A 16532-nucleotide genomic window follows, 5' to 3' on the forward strand; every position below is an offset into this window, starting at 1 on the left:
CCGCTCAGAGGCCCGTCTCGGCGTAGAAGCCCTCGATGTGGGCGCGGACCTCGCGCGCCGCGCGCTCGCCGTCACCGTCGACCACCGCTCCCAGGACGGCGCGGTGCTCGGCGCGCAGGCGCACCGCGGTCCGCTCCCAGGACGGCAGCCCCGCGCTGCCCGCCGCGACGTACGACTCGATCGCGCCGCGCAGCCCGGTCATGACGGCCTCGACGAGCGGGTTGCCTGCGAGCCGGACGAGCAGCACGTGGAACGACGCGTCCAGCTCACGGAACTCCTCGGCCGCGAGCGCCGGGTCGTCCATGCGGTCGAGCAGCGCGCGCGCCGCGGCGAGCACCCCGGCGACCTCCGGCGTGCCGGTTCCCGGCTCGACCCTCCGCTCACCGGCGTCCCGTCCGGCGACGACCCACTCGGCCGCCGCGCGGACGGCCCAGGTCTCGAGCAGCACGCGCGTCTCGACGACGTCACGCACCGCGAGCGTCCCGGACGCGACGTGCAGGCGCACGGCCGCCCCCAGCCCGGCGGCGGGCCGGTCGACGACGGTGGCGCCGGCGTCGGGCCCGGAGCCTACGGCGGTGCGCACGATGCCCATGGCCTCGAGCACGCGGAGCGCCTCACGCACCGAGGGCCGCGAGACGCCGAGCTCCTCCGCGAGCGCGCGCTCGGCGGGGAGGCGCTCACCGAGCGCCCAGCGGCCCGCGGCGAGGTCCGCCTCGATGCGGGCGAGGACGCGTTCGTGGGTGCGCACCCGCTCAGGGTAGGCGACCCCGGCACGCTGTGGTCAGACCACGCCGCCCTCGTGGTCTACAGTGGACGGCCTGTGGTCAGACCACAGCCGCGGCGCCTCACCGCGGCGGTCTCGGCAGGCGGCACCGACGCGGCCCGGCGAGACTGGACCCGACTCGCCTCCCCCGGAGCCCTGATGCGCATAGCCCTCACCGCGACCTGCATCGGCGACGCGATGTTCCCCCAGGCACCGCGCGCCACCGCCCTCCTCCTCGAGCGCCTCGGCCACGAGGTGTTCTTCCCCGAGCGCCAGGCCTGCTGCGGCCAGATGCACGTCAACACGGGGTATCTCGACGAGGCGGTCCCCGTGGTGCGCAACCACGTCGAGGCGTTCTCCCCCGTGCTCGACGGCGAGTGGGACGCGATCGTCGTCCCGTCCGGGTCGTGCACCGGGTCCGTGCGCCACCAGCAGGGCATGGTCTGCCGGCGCGCCGGACTCGACGACCTCGCGCGCACCGCCGACGCGGTCGCCGCGAAGACGTACGAGCTGTCCGAGCTGCTCGTCGACGTGCTCGGCGTGACCGACGTCGGCGCCTACTTCCCCCACCGGGTCACCTACCACCCGACGTGCCACTCGCTGCGCATGCTCCACGTCGGCGACAAGCCGCTGCGCCTCCTGCGCGCGGTCGAGGGCATCGACCTCGTCGAGCTGCCCGCGGCGGAGGCGTGCTGCGGGTTCGGCGGCACGTTCGCGCTGAAGAACGCCGAGACGTCGACGGCGATGCTCGCCGACAAGATGACGCACGTGAAGTCGACGGGCGCCGAGGTCCTCACCGCGGGCGACGCGTCGTGCCTCATGCACATCGGCGGCGGCCTGTCGCGCATCCGCGCGGGCGTCCGCACGCTGCACCTCGCCGAGATCCTCGCGTCCACGAAGGACACGCCCGCCCCCGCCGGGGTCGGCCCGTCGACGCGCGGGGGTGCCCGGTGAGCCGTACGTTCCTCGGCCTGCCCGTCCGGCGCGGCGCGCGCACCCTGCCCGACGACGTCGCCCACCCGGGCGGGCACGGCACCTCGGCAGGTGCGGGGGCGGCGTCGGACGCGTTCGGCGACGTGCCGCACCCGGACGCCCCGCTGCGCTGGGGCGGGTCGTTCCCCGACGCGGCGCGCGAGGCGCTCCAGAACACGCAGCTGCGGCGCAACCTCGCGCACGCGACGTCGACCATCCGCGCCAAGCGCGCCGCCGTCGTCGGCGAGGTGCCGGACTGGGAGGCGCTGCGCGACGCGGGCTCCGCGATCAAGACCGACGTCATGGCGCGCCTGCCCGAGCTCCTCGAGGAGCTGGAGCGCAACGTCGTGGCGCGGGGCGGCGTCGTGCACTGGGCGCGCGACGCGGACGAGGCCAACCGGATCGTCGCGGACCTCGTGAAGGCGAAGGGGGTCGACGAGGTCGTCAAGGTGAAGTCCATGGCGACGCAGGAGACCGGGCTCAACGAGGCGCTCGCCGCCGAGGGGATCGCGGCGTACGAGACGGACCTCGCGGAGCTCATCGTGCAGCTCGCCGACGACATGCCGTCGCACATCCTCGTGCCCGCGATCCACCGCAACCGGGCGGAGATCCGCGAGATCTTCCTCGCCCGCATGGGCGACGCCCCGCCGGACCTGTCGGACGTCCCGCGCGAGCTCGCGATGGCCGCGCGCGCCCACCTGCGCCGCAAGTTCCTCTCGGCGAAGGTCGCGATCAGCGGCGCGAACTTCGGCGTCGCGGACACGGGGACGCTGACCGTCGTCGAGTCCGAGGGCAACGGCCGCATGTGCCTCACGCTCCCCGAGACCCTCATCACGGTCATGGGGATCGAGAAGGTCGTGCCCACGTACACCGACCTGGAGGTGTTCCTCCAGCTCCTGCCGCGGTCGTCCACGGGCGAGCGCATGAACCCCTACACGTCCCTGTGGACGGGCGTCACGCCCGGCGACGGCCCGCAGGAGTTCCACCTCGTGCTGCTCGACAACGGGCGGACCGACGTCCTCGCCGACGAGGTCGGGCGGGCCGCGCTGCACTGCATCCGCTGCTCCGCGTGCCTCAACGTGTGCCCGGTGTACGAGCGGGTGGGCGGCCACGCGTACGGGTCGGTGTACCCCGGCCCGATCGGCGCGATCCTCACGCCGCAGCTCACGAAGTCCGCCGGCGGCCTCTCCGGCCACCACGACCCCAACGCGTCGCTCCCCTACGCCTCGACGCTGTGCGGCGCGTGCTACGAGGTGTGCCCCGTGAAGATCGACATCCCGTCGATCCTCGTCGAGCTCCGGGCGCGCGAGGTCGACGCCGACCGCGGCCGCCCCACCGGGTGGGGCGCCGCGATGAAGGCGGCCTCGTTCGTCATGTCCGACGCGCGCCGGTTCGAGCTCGCGGAGAAGGCGGCGGGGGTCGGGCGCCTGGTCGCCGGTCCGAAGGGACGGATCTCGACCCTCCCGCCGCCCGCGTCCGCGTGGACCCGCTCGCGCGACCTCCCGGCGCCCGCGAAGCAGACCTTCCGCGACTGGTGGCGCGACCGCCCGGCCGACGAGCCCCGCACCGAGGGAGGTGAGGACCGGTGAGCGCGCGCGACGACGTCCTCGCCCGCGTGCGCACCGCGCTCGGCGGGTCGACGGCGGCGGGCGGCCCCGCGGCGTCGGGCAGCGTGCCGCGCGCCTATCGCGAGCACGGCGAGCTCGCCCCGGGCTCGCCCGAGGTCGTGGACGTGCTCGTCGACCGGCTCGTCGACTACCGGGCGCACGTGCACCGCGCCGAGACGTCGGCGGACGTGGCCACGGTCGTCGGCGACCTGCTCGCCGACGCGACGTCCGTCGTCGTGCCAGCCGGTCTCGACGAGGCATGGCTCGCGGGCCTGGGCGCCGGGACCGCCGTCGTGCGGGACGCGCGCGACGACCCGCGCACGCCCGACGAGCTCGACCGCACGGACGCCGTCGTCACGGCGGCGCGCGTCGCGGTAGGCGACACCGGGACGATCGTGCTCGACGGCGAGCCCGACCAGGGCCGCCGGGCGATCACGCTCGTCCCCGACCTGCACGTGTGCGTCGTGCGCACGGACCAGGTGGTGCAGACCGTGCCCGAGGCCGTGCGCCTGCTCGCCGCGCACCCCGGGCGCCCGCAGACCTGGATCAGCGGCCCGAGCGCGACGAGCGACATCGAGCTCTCCCGCGTCGAGGGCGTGCACGGCCCTCGCACCCTCCACGTCGTCCTCGCCCCACCGAGGTAGAGGCCCGGTCCGCCGAGGTAGAGCCCTGGTCGTGACCAGGGCTCTACCTCGCGCGACCGGGGCTCTACCTCGCGGGGAGTCCTGCCCGACGGCGGTGCCGCACCTCCGCGAGGACCGTCGCCAGGCGGACGGGGAAGTCGTCGGGCGTGCCGGGCGGCAGCGCGTCCACCGGGAACCACGCGACGTCCTCGCTCTCGTCGCTGACGACCGTGCGCGCGTCCGGGTCCGCGAACGCGACGAACCCGACGTCCCAGTGCGTCCGGCAGGTGCCGAACGCCGCGGCCAGGTCGTGCCGGTGCACGTCCACCGGGGCGGACGGCGCGGCACCGGCCCCGACCACGGACTCCGCACCCGGCTCGGGGTCCGCGTCGAGCGGGACGCCCGGCTCGGGGTCCGGGTCGAACGGGACGAGGTCCTCGATGCCGCTCTCCTCGCGCGCCTCGCGGTAGGCCGCACCGGCGAGCGTCGTGTCCTCCGGCTCGGTGTGGCCGCCCACCTGGACCCAGAACCGGCCCTTGCGGTGGAAGCACAACAGCACGCGGTCGAGACCGGGACTGAGCACGAAGCAGCTCGCCGTGAGGTGCTGCGGACCGCCGTCGCGCCGCACCGCCTCGGCGCGCGGGCCGGCGTCGCCGCGGACGAACGCGCGGTACTCCGCCGCGAGCGCCTCCTGACGGGGATCCACGGGCTCCCAGCGGTCGAGGCGGTCGAGGGCGTCGCGGGCGAGCAGGGCGGCGGGGTCCGGAGGGGTCACCGGGGAAGGCTACGCGCCGCACCCGACGCCCCGCCTCGGGGCTCGCGCCGGACGCTGCGACAATGGTGTCCCGTGAGCGACCCTCAGCACGATGTCGACGGCGGCCCCACCGACGCCGCCACCCGGACCGGCCCGGTGCCGACCGGACCCGCCGGGGACCCGGCGCTGTTCGACCTCCCGCCCGGGTCGCGCGAGGTCCCGACGCGGATCGTGCTGCTCACCGGCGCCTCGGGCTCGGGCAAGACGTCGCTCACCCGCCGGCTCGGGCTCCCGGTCGTCGCGCTCGACGACTTCTACCTCGACCACGACCACCCCGACCTGCCGCAGCGGTTCGGCATCGTGGACTGGGACGACCCCCGCTCGTGGGACGCCGAGGGCGCGGTCGCGGCGCTCGTCGACCTCGCGCGCACGGGCCACGCCGACGTGCCGGTCTACGACATCCCGACGTCGCGCCGCACCGGCACGACCCAAGTCGACGTCACGGGCTCGCGCGTCGTCCTGGCGGAGGGCATCTTCGCGGCGGAGATCGTCGCGGCCTGTCGCGCGCAGGACGTGCTGGCCGACGCGATCTGCCTCTACCGACCGCGCCTCGTGACGTTCTGGTTCCGCCTCCTGCGCGACCTCGCCGAGATGCGCAAGCCGCCGCTCACCCTGTTCCGGCGCGGCTGGGCGCTGCTGCGCGCCGAGCCCGCGCTCGTGCGGCACTGGGAGTCGCTCGGCTGCCGCGCGCTCACGCCCGCGCAGGCCGAGAAGGAGATCCGCGCACTGCTGCGGCCCGCCTCGGCGTAGGCGTCACCCCGGCGGGGCGGCGACCTCGATCGTCGCGACCGACGGTCCGCCGCACTCCGAGTCGGCACCGTCCGCGCTCTCCCACGTCGGGTCGATCTCGCGCTCGACGACGACGTCGCCCGAGGCGACCTCGACGACACGGACGACGACCGTGCCGACCGGACCGTTCAGCGCGGACCCGGTCCACTCGCCGACGGACGGCGCGTCCTGCGCCTCTCCGCTCGGCTCGGGCGAAATCTCGACGGCCTGGGGCGGGACCGGGTCGACCGGATCGACCGGGATCGTCGTGGGGGCCGGCTCCGGGCCGGGCCGGAGCGTACCGTCGCGCACGAGCGCGCAGGGGTCGGCGCCGACGCAGGCCACCGTGACGCCGTACGCGTCGCGGTCCGGCCAGGAGTCGTCGAGCCGGACCTCCAGGCGAGCCGAGTACCCGACCGCCGGGCACGCGGTGACCAGACCTCCCGGACCGCTGCACGCCGGGAGCACGGCGACGAGCAGCGCACCGGCCAGGCCGTGCGCGCGCCGTCGCGCTCGTGCGGTGCTCACCGACGTCCCCTCTCGCGGGCCCGCCCGCCCGTCGGGCCCTCGTCCACTCTGTGTCACGGACGGCCCGCGCCTTGCACCACGGCGCACGTCCCCCCTCGACGAGCCTGCCGAGACGTGAGAAGTGGCCCCTGACCCGCGCGTCGCGGGGGCCACTTCTCACGTCTCGGCGGGGAGCGTCCCGACGACGATCGTCGCGCCGATGTCGTCGTCCCGGACGACGCGCGCGACCAGCCCGGCGCGGCCGAGCACCGCGACGGCGCCCGCTGCCTGACGCTCGCCGGACTCGGTGAGCAGGTGCCCGCCGGGGGCGAGCCAGGCGGGCGCCTCGGCCGCGACGCGGCGCAGCACGTCCAGCCCGTCGCCGCCGCCGTCGAGGGCGACGTGCGCCTCGTGGTCGCGCGCCTCGCGCGGCAGCAGCGGGATCTCGCCCGACGGCACGTACGGCACGTTGGCGAGGAGGAGGTCGACCCGCCCGCGCAGACCGGCGGGCAGAGGGTCGAAGAGGTCGCCCTCGTACGCGGTCCCACCGACGGCCGCGACGTTGCGCGCCGCGCACGCGACGGCGGCCGGGTCCACGTCGCTCGCGTGCAGCGCGACGGTCTCGTCGCCGCCGAGGCTCACCGCGGTCGCGAGCCCTAGCGCCCCGGCGCCGCAGCACAGGTCGACGACGACCGTCCGGCCGTCCGGGCCACCCTCCGGACGACCGCTGGGGCCGCTCCCCGGGCCGCCGTCGGGCAGCCTGGCCGGTCGCCCGGCCCGCCGCGCGAGCGCGACCGCCTCGTCGACGAGCAGCGTGGTGCGCTGGCGCGGCACGAACACCCCGGGGTCGACGGCGACCCGCAGCCCGTGGAAGTCGACGTACCCGAGGACGTGCTCGAGCGGCTCGCCCGAGACCCGGCGCGCGACGAGCGCCTCGAGGTGCGCGGCGTCGTCGGCCCGCTCGGCGAGGAGCGCGGCCTCGTCCTCCGCGAAGACGCACCCGGCGGCACGCAGGCGGGCGGTGAGGTCGTCGAGCCGGCTCTGGTCCACGCTCCGGACGGTACTCCGGGTATCGCCGCCCGGGGACCGCCGACCGATCCCGGCGACCGATCCCGGCGACCGATCCCGGCGACCGATCCCGGCGACGCTGACCGTCAGTCGCGCAGGAGCGGGAGGAGCCGGGTGCCCTGGCGCTCGATCTCGCGCAGGTACGGGGTGTCGGACAGGACGAAGTGCGTGACGCCGAGGTCCTGGTAGCGCCGCAGCGACTTCGCGACGTCGCCCGCCGAGCCGACGAGCCACGTCGTGCCCGCTCCCCCGCCGCCGAACCGGCCCGGGGCGGTCCACAGGTTGTCGTCGAGCACCTCGCCCCGCTCGGCCAGGTCGAGCAGGCGCTGCTGCCCGACGGCGGTGCTCCGCCCCCGGTCGCGGGCCGACCACGCCTCGCGCTCCGGCGACCGGGCCGCGAGCTGCGCGACCTTCGCCTCGGCGTCGGCCCACGCCTCCTCGGTCGTGTCCCGCACGAACGTCGTGACGCGCAGCCCGAACTCGAGCGGTGCGTGCTCACGGCCGAGCCCGGCGCTCAGCCGCCTCAGCCGGTCGATGCGCTCCGCGATCCCGTCGAGCGGCTCGCCCCAGAAGAGCTGTACGTCGGCCTCGGTCGCCGCGACGCGCTCCGCCGCCTCCGAGGCGCCGCCGAAGTAGATCCGCGGGTGGGCGCGGTCGCCGCGGACGACGGGCCGCGGCCCCAGCGACGAGCGCGTCACCGAGAAGTGCTCGCCCGCGTACGTGACCTCCTCCTGCGTCCACAGCCTGCGGACGATCTGCAGGAACTCGCGCGTGCGGGCGTAGCGGTGCGCCGGGTCGGCCTCGCCGTCGCCGTACGCCTCCTGCCCGTCGGTGCCGGACACGACGTTGACGCGCAGCCGGCCGCCGCTGAGGTGGTCGAGGGTCGCGGCGGCGGACGCGAAGTGCGCGGGCCGCCAGAATCCGGGCCGGATGGCGACGAGCGGCTCGAACGTCGTGGTGCGGGCGGCGAGCGCCGTCGCGACCGTGAACGTGTCGGGACGCCCCCAGCTCGTCCCGAGCAGCGCGCCCGCGAAGCCGTGGCGTTCCAGGGCTTGCGCGTGCCTCGTCAGGGTGTCGAGGCTGTTGTGGTCCTCGGTGGTGTCGTCGCCGCGGTGCCCCGGCCGCACCTGGTTCGGGATGTACCAGAGGTGCTCCGCGCTCATGCGAAGGCCCCCTCGACGACTCGCGCCCCGCCGTCGGACGACGTCCCGGCGGGGGCCGCGTCCGGGTAGCGGTTGGCGGGCCGTTCGAGCCCGTAGTGCTCGCGCAGCGTCCGGCCCTCGTACTCGGTGCGGAACAGGCCGCGCTCGCGCAGCACGGGCAGCACGTGCTCGACGAACTGCTCGAGCCCCGACGGCAGCACCGCAGGCATGATGTTGAACCCGTCGGCGGCCTCGGCGTCGTACCAGTCCTGGAGCGCGTCGGCGACCTGCTCGGGCGTGCCGGCGAACGTGCGGTGGCCCCGCCCGCCGCCGAGGCGCCCGATGAGCTGGCGCACCGTGAGCCGCTCGCGGCGCGCGAGCTCGACGATCAGCGTGTACCGGCTCTTGGCCCCCTCGATCTCGTCCTCGGTGGGCAGGCCGTCGGGCAGCTCGCGGTCGAGCGGCAGGTCCTCGGGCGCGAGGCGCAGCGTCTTCGCGAGCTGGGCGCGCGCGTACTCGGGGACGATGAGCTCGTCGAGCTCGCGCTCCCGCGCGAGCGCCGCCGCCTCCGTGGACCCGATGACGGGGACGATGCCGGGCAGGATCTTCACCGTGCCCGGGTCCCGCCCGACGGCGGCCGCCCGGGCCTTGAGGTCGGTGTAGAACGCCTGGGCGTCGGCGAGCGTCTGGTGCGCGGTGAACACGGCCTCGGCGTAGCGCGCGGCGAGGTCCTTGCCGTCCTCGGACGACCCGGCCTGCACGATGAGCGGGCGCGCCTGCGGCGAGCGCGGCGTCGTGAGCGCGCCGTGCACGGAGAAGTGGGTGCCGACGTGCGCGGGCCCGTGGATCTTGGCCGGGTCCGCCCAGACGCCCGCGGCCTTGTCGGCGAGCACGGCGTCGTCCTCCCACGAGTCCCAGAGCCGGAACGCGACGTCGAGGAACTCGGCCGCGCGCTCGTACCGCACGGCGTGCGCCGGCTGGTCGTCGAGGCCGAAGTTCCGCGCGATCTCCGGCCCGGCCGTCGTGACGACGTTCCACCCGGCGCGGCCGCCCGAGACGTGGTCGATCGACGCGAAGCGCCGCGCGAGGTTGTAGGGCGAGTTGTACGTCGTCGACGCCGTCGCGATGAGGCCGATGTGCTCGGTCACGGTCGCGATCGCCGTCAGGACGATGAGCGGGTCGAGCGAGCCCGCCGGGCGGCGCCCGACGTCGGACCGCAGCCCGGGGCCGTCCGCGAAGAAGATCGAGTCGAGCTTCCCCGCCTCCGCGACCTGCGCGAGTCGCTGCAGGTGCGCGATGTTCGTCGAGGTCCACGACGGGTCGCTCTCGGGCAGGCGCCACGACGCCTCGTGGTGGCCCGTGCTCATGAGGAACGCGTTGAGGTGCAGGCGGCCGGGGCGGTGGCCCGAGGAGGCGTGGCGGGTCATGCGGCGGTGTCCTTCCGGTCAGGGGTGGTCGGGGCGTCGCGGACGACGCCGAGCGCGTCGAGCAGCTCGGTGCGGAGCCGGGCGAAGCGGGGGTCGGCGGGGTCGCGGGCCTCGGTGGGGCCGTAGCTCCGGTCGACGCGGCGCTCGGCCGCGATCCGCCCCTCGTCGAGCACGACGACGCGGTCCGCGAGCACGATCGCCTCGTCCACGTCGTGCGTGACGAGCAGGACCGCGGGGCGGTGCCGCGCGCACAGGTCGCGCAGCAGGGCGTGCATCCGGATGCGCGTCAGGGCGTCGAGCGCGCCGAACGGCTCGTCGGCGAGCAGGAGCCGCGGCGAGCGCACGAGCGAACGGGCGAGCGACACGCGCTGCTGCTCGCCGCCCGAGAGCTCGTTCGGCCACGCGCGCTCGCGCCCGGCCAGGCCGACCTCCGCGAGGCTCGCGCGGCCGGCGTCCCGCGCGGCGCTCCGCCCGCGCGCCCCGGCGTCGAGACCGAGCACCACGTTGTCCAGCACGCGCGCCCACGGGAGGAGCCGCGAGTCCTGGAAGACGACGGACACCTGGTCCGGCACGACGACCTCGCCCGAGCCCGCGACCCCGTGGTCGAGCGCGGCGAGCGCGCGCAGGAGCGTGCTCTTGCCCGAGCCGGACCGGCCCAGGATCGCGACGAACTCGCCGTCGTCCACGGTGAGGTCGAGGTGGTCGAGGATGCGCTGCTCCCCGTACGACCGGACGAGCGAGCGGACCCGCACGGCCGCGCCGGGCGTCGTCGGGCGGGCCTCCTGCGCGGTCAGTCCTCCAGCGTGCGCCGCCACGAGAGCACCCTCCTCTGCAGGAGGCGGACGGCGAGGTCCGCGGTGTAGCCCAGCACGCCGTAGACCACGAGGCCGACGAGGATGATCTCCGTCTGCCCATACGTTCGGGCGAGCTCCATCATGTAGCCGATCCCGGCCGTCGCGTTGACCTGCTCGACGACGACGAGCGCGAGCATCGACCCCGTGACCGCGAACCGCAGGCCGAGGAAGAAACCGGGCAGCGCGCCCGGCAGGATGACGCGGCGCACGAACTGCCACCGCGAGAGCTGCACCGTCTCGGCGAGCTCGACGTAGCGGCTGTCGATCGCGCGCAGGCCGTTGTGCGTGTGCAGGTAGATGGGGATGAAGACGCCGAGCGCGATGGTGATGACCTTCATCTCCTCGCCGATGCCGAACCACAGGATGAGCAGCGGCAGGAGCGCGAGGTTGGGGATGGCGCGCTTGACCTGGATCGGGCCGTCGAGCACGGCGTCGCCGACCCGGCTCAGCCCAGCGGCCAGCGCGAGCACGACGCCCGCGACGATGCCGGCCGCGAGCCCGAGCGCGGCGCGCGTCAGGGAGACGCCGAGGTGCGCCCCGAGCTTGCCGTTCGCGACGAGCTCCGCGCCCGTCGAGACGACCGTCCACGGCGCGGACAGCACGCGCGGGTCGACGAGCCCCGTCGCGGACCCCACCGACCAGACGACCGCGAGGAGCGTGACCCCGACGAGCGCCGCGAGCGGGACCGGCCGGCCGAGCCCGAGGCGCGTGCCGCGCGGTCGCACGTCCGCCGGGGTCGACGGCGCGGCGTCGTCCCGCGGGACCGCGACGTCGACCCGCTCGACGACCGCGGCGCTCACTGCGCGCCCCCGTCCCGCGCGGCGGCGGCCGCCTCGCCCGCGACCGGGCCGAAGCGCACGTCGAACAGGTCCGCCGCGTCGAGCGGCTGCTCGTCGAGCTCCGCCGCGAGCAGGTCGACCGTCGCCTGCGTGCGCTCGATGCCCTCCGTGAGGTCGGACGGGACGTCCGGGACCGGCGCGTGGTCGACGAGATACTGCGCGTCCTCCTCGCTCAGCCCCTGGTCCTCGATGTAGTAGCCCTGCTTCCACTCCTCGGGGTGCTCCGCGACCCAGATCTTCGCGGCCGCCCACGCGGCGACGTACTCCCGCAGCGCCGCCACCCTGGCCGGGTCGCGCACGACCTCGGTCGGGCCGTAGAGGTGCGACGCGTCGTCGCGCAGGTGGTGCTGGACCGACGTCGCGCCGTCGGCCTCGTACGTCGCGAGGTACCGGAAGAGCTGCGTGCCGCCGAGCGGCGCGACGTCGACCTCGCCCGCCGCGAGGGCCGTCGAGTAGACGTCGCCCGTGCTCGGGAGCTCGACGAGCTCGACGTCGTCCTGCGTGAGCCCGGCCTCCTGCAGCGCCTTGAGGACGATCGCGCCCTGCGCCTGGCCCGGGCTGAACGCGATGCGGTGACCGCGGAAGTCCTCGAGGGAGTCGAGCTCGACCCCCGGCGCCCCCGCGAACTCGTAGACCGGCGCGTCCTCCCAGTTCTCCCGGTAGACGGACGCGTACACCTGCACGTCCAGGCCCGTCCACGTCGCGTGGATCGGCGGGATCTCCGCGACGGCGCCGACGTCGAGCGAGCCGGCCCGGAACGCCTCCGTCGTCGCCGGGCCGCCCGAGATGTTGGCCCACTCGATCTCGAACGAGAAGTCGCTGTCCAGGTCGTCGCCCGCGAGCTCGAACGCCTTCTGCGTCGTCGGGTCGCCGACCCGCAGGACGGTGCCCTCCGGCACCTCGGTGGGCAGCTCGGCGTCGGGCGCGAGGGTGCCGCCGTCGGCCGGGTCACCGCCCCCGGACGCCTCGGCGGTGCTGCACGCACCGGCGGCGAGGAGCGCGACGAGACCGAGCGCGACGGCCGTCGCCCTCCGGCGGCCGGGCGGTGCGGACGGACGGAGCGGGGAAGCAGGCATGACGGGTCCTCTCAGGGAGAGCGCACGGGGACGCACGAGGGCGCGCGGGTGCCGTGCGCGGGAGGGTGGTGGGACGGCCCGACGGCGGCCCGGGGCGGCCGTCGGTCAGTGCGTCGGGGTGCTCAGCGGCACGGGGTCGGACGACACGCGGCCCGACGGCGCAGGCGCGCACGCAGGGCGCGACGACACGCGAGTCCGGGCACGTGCCCGGCGTCGGTGGCGGGGAGGGCGACGAGGCCCCCCGGTGTCGTCGGCATGCGGGCGACTGTGCCAGCGTGCGCAGACCCCGCAAAGGGCCGTCGCCCCCCGTCCCACGACAAGAGCAGACGTAACGCCGTGCAACGGCCCCTCGCCCGCCGACCAGGCGGTCCGTGTCGGCCGAGCAGGCGATGGTGGTGCGTCGGTCGTCCCGGACGCGCCACGACCACCTGCTCGGCGGGCGAGGGGCGCCGGGACGACGACGGGCCCCGACCCTCCCGGAGGAGGATCGGGGCCCGTGTGTCAGGCGTTCAGGAGTGCGTCACTCCGCGCCGGCCTGCAGCTCGCCCGTCGGGGGCAGGTCGCGGACCGAGACGCCGGTGGGGGCGTCGAGCGCCGCGGCCGCGCCCACGCTCACCGGGCCGCGGTCGTGCTCGCCCTTCGAGACACCCCGGAAGGTGAACTCTCCGAGCAGGCCCTCGCCCTCGGCGTCGACCAGGACGATCTCGCCGGCCTTGAGCTCGCCGAACAGGATCTTCTCCGAGAGCACGTCCTCGATGTCGCGCTGGATCGCGCGGCGCAGCGGACGAGCACCCAGGACCGGGTCGTAGCCCTTCTCGGCGAGGAGCTGCTTCGCGGGCTGCGTGAGCTCGATGCCCATGTCCTTGTCCCGCAGGCGGGCGTCGAGACGGGCGATCATCAGGTCGACGATCTGGATGATCTCGGCCTGCGAGAGCTGCGGGAAGACCACCACGTCGTCGACGCGGTTGAGGAACTCCGGCCGGAAGTGCTGCTTGAGCTCGTCGTTGACCTTCGCCTTCATGCGCTCGTAGGACGTGACCAGGTCGCCGCCGGCGTTGAAGCCGGTCTGGACGCCCTTGGCGATGTCCCGCGTGCCGAGGTTGGTCGTCATGATGATGACGGTGTTCTTGAAGTCCACGACGCGGCCCTGCGAGTCGGTCAGGCGACCGTCCTCGAGGATCTGCAGGAGCGAGTTGAAGATGTCCGCGTGGGCCTTCTCCACCTCGTCGAACAGGACGACCGAGAACGGCTTGCGCCGCACCTTCTCGGTGAGCTGGCCACCCTCGTCGTACCCGACGTAGCCGGGGGGCGAGCCGAACAGCCGCGAGACGGTGTGCTTCTCGGAGAACTCCGACATGTCGAGCTGGATGAGCGCGTCCTCGTCCCCGAAGAGGAACTCGGCGAGCGCCTTGGCCAGCTCCGTCTTCCCGACGCCCGTGGGGCCGGCGAAGATGAACGACCCACCGGGGCGCTTCGGGTCCTTGAGGCCCGCACGCGTCCGGCGGATGGCCTGCGACAGCGCCTTGATCGCGGCCTCCTGGCCGACGACGCGCTTGTGCAGCTCGTCCTCCATGTTGAGCAGGCGGCTGGACTCCTCCTCGGTGAGCTTGAAGACCGGGATGCCCGTGGCCATGGCCAGAACCTCGGCGATCAGCTCCTCGTCCACCTCCGCGACGGTGTCCAGGTCACCGGACTTCCACGCCTTCTCCTTGTCGGCGCGCTTCGCGGTGAGCTGCTTCTCCTTGTCGCGCAGGCCGGCGGCCTTCTCGAAGTCCTGCGCGTCGATCGCGGACTCCTTCTCGCGGCGCGCCTCGGCGATCTCCTCGTCGAGCTCCTTGAGCTCCGGCGGGGCCGTCATGCGGCGGATGCGCAGGCGCGCGCCCGCCTCGTCGATGAGGTCGATCGCCTTGTCCGGGAGGAACCGGTCGTTGATGTACCGGTCCGCGAGCGTGGCCGCGGAGACGAGCGCGGAGTCCGTGATGGACACGCGGTGGTGCGCCTCGTAGCGGTCGCGCAGGCCCTTGAGGATCTCGATGGCGTGCGGGAGCGACGGCTCGGCGACCTGGATGGGCTGGAAGCGGCGCTCCAGGGCCGGGTCCTTCTCGACGTGCTTGCGGTACTCGTCGAGCGTCGTCGCGCCGATGGTCTGCAGCTCGCCGCGCGCGAGCATCGGCTTGAGGATGCTCGCGGCGTCGATCGCGCCCTCGGCGGCACCCGCCCCGACGAGGGTGTGGATCTCGTCGATGAACAGGATGATGTCGCCGCGCGTGCGGATCTCCTTGAGGACCTTCTTCAGGCGCTCCTCGAAGTCACCGCGGTAGCGCGAGCCGGCCACGAGCGCGCCGAGGTCGAGCGTGTAGAGCTGCTTGTCCTTGAGCGTCTCGGGGACGTCCCCGCGGACGATGTCCTGGGCGAGGCCCTCGACGACGGCCGTCTTGCCGACGCCGGGCTCGCCGATGAGGACGGGGTTGTTCTTGGTGCGGCGGCTCAGCACCTGCATGACGCGCTCGATCTCGAGGCTGCGCCCGATGACCGGGTCGAGCTTGCCCTCGCGCGCGGCCTGGGTGAGGTTGCGCCCGAACTGGTCGAGCACGGCCGAGCCGGACGGCTGGCCCTCGGTGGGACCGCCGGCGGCGACCGGCTCCTTGCCCTGGTAGCCGGACAGGAGCTGGATGACCTGCTGGCGCACCTTGTTGAGGTCGGCCCCCATCTTCGTCAGGACCTGGGCGGCGACGCCCTCGCCCTCGCGGATGAGGCCGAGCAGGATGTGCTCGGTGCCGATGTAGTTGTGGCCGAGCTGGAGCGCCTCGCGCAGCGACAGCTCGAGCACCTTCTTGGCGCGCGGCGTGAACGGGATGTGCCCGCTCGGGGCCTGCTGGCCCTCGCCGATGATCTCGGTCACCTGGGTGCGGACGCCGTCGAGGGAGATCCCGAGGGACTCCAGCGCCTTGGCCGCGACACCCTCGCCCTCGTGGATGAGGCCGAGGAGGATGTGCTCGGTGCCGATGTAGTTGTGGTTGAGCATCCGCGCCTCTTCCTGGGCGAGGACGACGACCCGACGGGCTCGGTCTGTGAATCTCTCGAACATGTGCTGCTCCTCGTGAGCGGCGTACACCTGCCCGCCGGACGACGGGTACAAGCCTGACCGCATTGACTCTATGCGGTTCGAACGAGCCGCACCCCCTCCGTATGCCGTTGTTCGCCAGGGGCGTGAAAGAGGGGTCGCGCCGTGACCTGCCGGGCGGTCGCGGGTGCACGACGGCGGAGATCACCCGGCCCGACACGCGCCGGGGGCGTTGACCGCGGCCCGCGCCACGGGCAGGCTCGGGAGTGCGCCCCGCACGACGTCCAGAAGGGTGGCGAGAGCGATGCACCAACCGGACCAGCCGCCGGAGGACACCCCCGCACCGGACGCGGACGAGCGAGAGGCACGCCCCGCGGGCTCGGCCGCGTCGTGGGAGCAGGTGGTCGCGCGGTTCCACGGCGCCGTCGCGGAGGTCGACGACCCGCTCACCTGGGGCCTCGACCTCGACGAGGAGACGCTCACGGGTGCAGGCCACGGCGCGCACGACCCGGCCGAGGAGCGCTTCCTGCGCTCCTACGTGTCGTTCACGGGCGAGACGCTCGACGTCGAGACGCTGCGGGTGCGGGCCGCGCACGACGAGCAGGCCGAGGACATCGCCCGCACCGCGCTCAGCGGGGCGCTCGCCGCGCCCCTGCACTCGGACACCCCCGGCGACGACGACTTCCTCGACTCCTACCAGGAGTACCGCGCCGCGATGCGCGCGATCGTCGAGGAGGTGGACGTCGCGCCCGTCGTGCCCACCACGTTCCGGGTCGACGGCGAGACCCGCCCCTGCCTGTACGTCACCGTGCGGGAGCACGCCGCGGCGTACGTGCCGGTCGGGGACCGGGCGCTCGTCGTCTCGGGCCCGGCGGACCTGCTCGCGCGGGTCGACGTCGTCACCCGCCCCCTGCGCAACATCCTCCAGGACGAGCCCGACCCGCGGTTCTGACCGGCTCCACGCGCCGCGCCGCGGGACTCTCGTCCACGACCTCGGGACGCCCGTCC

Annotated in this window: 15 protein-coding genes; 5 read left to right on the forward strand and 10 right to left on the reverse strand. The window is 74.7% G+C overall.

Annotation, left to right across the window (positions count from 1 at the left end):
* Positions 1-4: 4 nt before the first annotated feature.
* Positions 5-748, reverse strand: coding sequence for a GntR family transcriptional regulator (locus tag GWJ10_RS05045; RefSeq protein ID WP_061266622.1), 744 nt, complete (start codon positions 746-748; stop codon positions 5-7).
* A gap of 174 nt (positions 749-922) precedes the next feature.
* On the opposite strand from GWJ10_RS05045, the gene GWJ10_RS05050 reads away from it, so the two are divergent.
* The 3 genes from GWJ10_RS05050 to GWJ10_RS05060 all read left to right on the forward strand — a co-directional run bounded on the left by GWJ10_RS05050 (position 923) and on the right by GWJ10_RS05060 (position 3986).
* On the forward strand, positions 923-1717 hold the full coding sequence (locus GWJ10_RS05050; RefSeq protein WP_163185758.1) for a (Fe-S)-binding protein: 795 nt from the start codon (positions 923-925) through the stop codon (positions 1715-1717).
* Between the two features lie 122 nt (positions 1718-1839).
* Complete coding sequence (locus GWJ10_RS05055; RefSeq protein ID WP_241005691.1) at positions 1840-3324, forward strand: LutB/LldF family L-lactate oxidation iron-sulfur protein; 1485 nt, start codon at positions 1840-1842, stop codon at positions 3322-3324.
* Entirely contained in the window at positions 3321-3986 is a 666-nt protein-coding gene (locus tag GWJ10_RS05060; protein ID WP_076403382.1) for an LUD domain-containing protein, read from the forward strand. The genes GWJ10_RS05055 and GWJ10_RS05060 overlap by 4 nt, the downstream gene beginning before the upstream one ends.
* 64 nt (positions 3987-4050) lie before the next feature.
* Here the strand turns inward: GWJ10_RS05060 and GWJ10_RS05065 are convergent, their stop codons facing one another.
* Complete coding sequence (locus tag GWJ10_RS05065; RefSeq protein ID WP_163185761.1) at positions 4051-4740, reverse strand: NUDIX domain-containing protein; 690 nt, start codon at positions 4738-4740, stop codon at positions 4051-4053.
* Positions 4741-4812: 72 nt separating this feature from the next.
* On the opposite strand from GWJ10_RS05065, the gene GWJ10_RS05070 reads away from it, so the two are divergent.
* Positions 4813-5529 (forward strand): ATP-binding protein, encoded by a 717-nt coding sequence (locus GWJ10_RS05070; RefSeq protein WP_346773823.1) that lies wholly within the window; start codon positions 4813-4815, stop codon positions 5527-5529.
* A gap of 3 nt (positions 5530-5532) precedes the next feature.
* Here GWJ10_RS05070 and GWJ10_RS05075 read toward each other — a convergent pair whose 3' ends face one another.
* The 8 genes from GWJ10_RS05075 to GWJ10_RS05110 form a co-directional block, all read right to left on the reverse strand.
* Entirely contained in the window at positions 5533-6075 is a 543-nt protein-coding gene (locus GWJ10_RS05075) for a hypothetical protein (RefSeq protein ID WP_163185764.1), read from the reverse strand.
* Positions 6076-6231: 156 nt separating this feature from the next.
* Positions 6232-7104 (reverse strand): methyltransferase, encoded by an 873-nt coding sequence (locus GWJ10_RS05080; protein WP_163185767.1) that lies wholly within the window; start codon positions 7102-7104, stop codon positions 6232-6234.
* Between the two features lie 104 nt (positions 7105-7208).
* Positions 7209-8285 carry an LLM class flavin-dependent oxidoreductase gene (locus GWJ10_RS05085; RefSeq protein WP_163185770.1) on the reverse strand — a complete coding sequence of 359 codons (1077 nt, stop codon included), beginning with the start codon at positions 8283-8285 and terminating at the stop codon, positions 7209-7211.
* Positions 8282-9691: an LLM class flavin-dependent oxidoreductase gene (locus GWJ10_RS05090; protein ID WP_163185773.1), complete on the reverse strand. Its 1410-nt coding sequence runs from the start codon at positions 9689-9691 to the stop codon at positions 8282-8284. The genes GWJ10_RS05085 and GWJ10_RS05090 overlap by 4 nt, the downstream gene beginning before the upstream one ends.
* A complete protein-coding gene (locus tag GWJ10_RS05095; protein WP_163185776.1) occupies positions 9688-10506 on the reverse strand; it encodes an ABC transporter ATP-binding protein in 819 nt (272 codons plus the stop codon). The genes GWJ10_RS05090 and GWJ10_RS05095 overlap by 4 nt, the downstream gene beginning before the upstream one ends.
* Entirely contained in the window at positions 10482-11345 is an 864-nt protein-coding gene (locus GWJ10_RS05100) for an ABC transporter permease (RefSeq protein ID WP_163185779.1), read from the reverse strand. Before GWJ10_RS05100 ends, GWJ10_RS05095 begins: the two co-directional genes overlap by 25 nt.
* Complete coding sequence (locus GWJ10_RS05105) at positions 11342-12460, reverse strand: ABC transporter substrate-binding protein (RefSeq protein WP_163185782.1); 1119 nt, start codon at positions 12458-12460, stop codon at positions 11342-11344. The genes GWJ10_RS05100 and GWJ10_RS05105 overlap by 4 nt, the downstream gene beginning before the upstream one ends.
* Before the next feature lie 520 nt (positions 12461-12980).
* Positions 12981-15548, reverse strand: coding sequence for an ATP-dependent Clp protease ATP-binding subunit (locus GWJ10_RS05110; RefSeq protein ID WP_031315080.1), 2568 nt, complete (start codon positions 15546-15548; stop codon positions 12981-12983).
* 280 nt (positions 15549-15828) lie between these two features.
* Between GWJ10_RS05110 and GWJ10_RS05115 the strand changes: the two genes are divergently transcribed.
* A complete protein-coding gene (locus GWJ10_RS05115) occupies positions 15829-16476 on the forward strand; it encodes a hypothetical protein (RefSeq protein WP_241005674.1) in 648 nt (215 codons plus the stop codon).
* Positions 16477-16532 lie beyond the last annotated feature (56 nt).

It is taken from the genome of Cellulosimicrobium sp. SL-1, from assembly GCF_011033075.1.
Taxonomy (GTDB): domain Bacteria; phylum Actinomycetota; class Actinomycetes; order Actinomycetales; family Cellulomonadaceae; genus Cellulosimicrobium; species Cellulosimicrobium funkei.

Excerpts from the sequence above, each read along its gene's own strand:
- GWJ10_RS05110 (WP_031315080.1), bottom strand. The coding sequence starts at position 15,548 with ATGTTCGAGAGATTCACAGACCGAGCCCGTCGGGTCGTCGTCCTCGCC.
- GWJ10_RS05115 (WP_241005674.1), top strand. The coding sequence starts at position 15,829 with ATGCACCAACCGGACCAGCCGCCGGAGGACACCCCCGCACCGGACGCG.
- GWJ10_RS05085 (WP_163185770.1), bottom strand. The coding sequence starts at position 8,285 with ATGAGCGCGGAGCACCTCTGGTACATCCCGAACCAGGTGCGGCCGGGG.
- GWJ10_RS05050 (WP_163185758.1), top strand. The coding sequence starts at position 923 with ATGCGCATAGCCCTCACCGCGACCTGCATCGGCGACGCGATGTTCCCC.
- GWJ10_RS05105 (WP_163185782.1), bottom strand. The coding sequence starts at position 12,460 with ATGCCTGCTTCCCCGCTCCGTCCGTCCGCACCGCCCGGCCGCCGGAGG.
- GWJ10_RS05090 (WP_163185773.1), bottom strand. The coding sequence starts at position 9,691 with ATGACCCGCCACGCCTCCTCGGGCCACCGCCCCGGCCGCCTGCACCTC.